This window comes from Brevibacillus sp. MCWH (assembly GCF_013096935.1).
Lineage (GTDB): Bacteria > Bacillota > Bacilli > Brevibacillales > Brevibacillaceae > Brevibacillus > Brevibacillus aydinogluensis.
Genome location: NZ_SDLF01000087.1, coordinates 1 through 640, shown reverse-complemented (window position 1 = coordinate 640; position 640 = coordinate 1). Strand labels below are relative to the sequence as shown.

The 640-nt window shown below is 34.1% G+C and carries 1 protein-coding gene; it reads right to left on the bottom strand.

The window, feature by feature from the left end:
• A partial coding sequence (locus ETC00_RS19470; RefSeq protein ID WP_171567703.1) for a ParA family protein occupies positions 1-598 on the bottom strand: 598 nt, incomplete at its 3' end.
• Between the last annotated feature and the right edge of the window lie 42 nt (positions 599-640).

Below are 640 nucleotides of genomic sequence, written 5' to 3'. Positions count from 1 at the left end.
GTAGAGGAATATTTTTTTCTCTACTAAATTTTCTAGTAGCTTCCATAATTTCACAATGGAGACTTGTTCGCATGTCAACCATTGTTGCTACAACCCCTGACAACTTTAAATTGGGGTTGTAATTTCTTTTAAATAATCTGACAGTATCTACTATTTTGACAAGTGCCCTCATAGAATATTTTTCGGGCTGATAAGGAACTAATACTTTATCAGCAAACATAAGAGCATTTGCTTGTATTAGTCCAAAGTTAGGTGGGGTGTCTATTATGATGTAATCGTACATATTTTTTAAATTCTCTAGTTTGTCTTTTAACAATATGAATGGGTCTGGATATTTAACCCTATCCGGAATGACTTCGAACTCGAAATCATTCATATCATCGTTTGACGCTATAATGTCTATGTTTTCATAGACATTAATTATACACTTTTCAGCATCAACTCCTCTTGTAAGCAAGTCTCTTATAGTTAATTTTACTTTATCTGGATTAATGCCGAAAGATAAAGCGACATTACCTTGAGCATCCAGATCAACTATAAGGACTTTTCCTTTTTTACTTAATACGCCCGCTATGTTTACACATAGCGTCGTTTTCAAGACCCCACCTTTTCTAGTAGATACTGTCCAAACTTCACACAT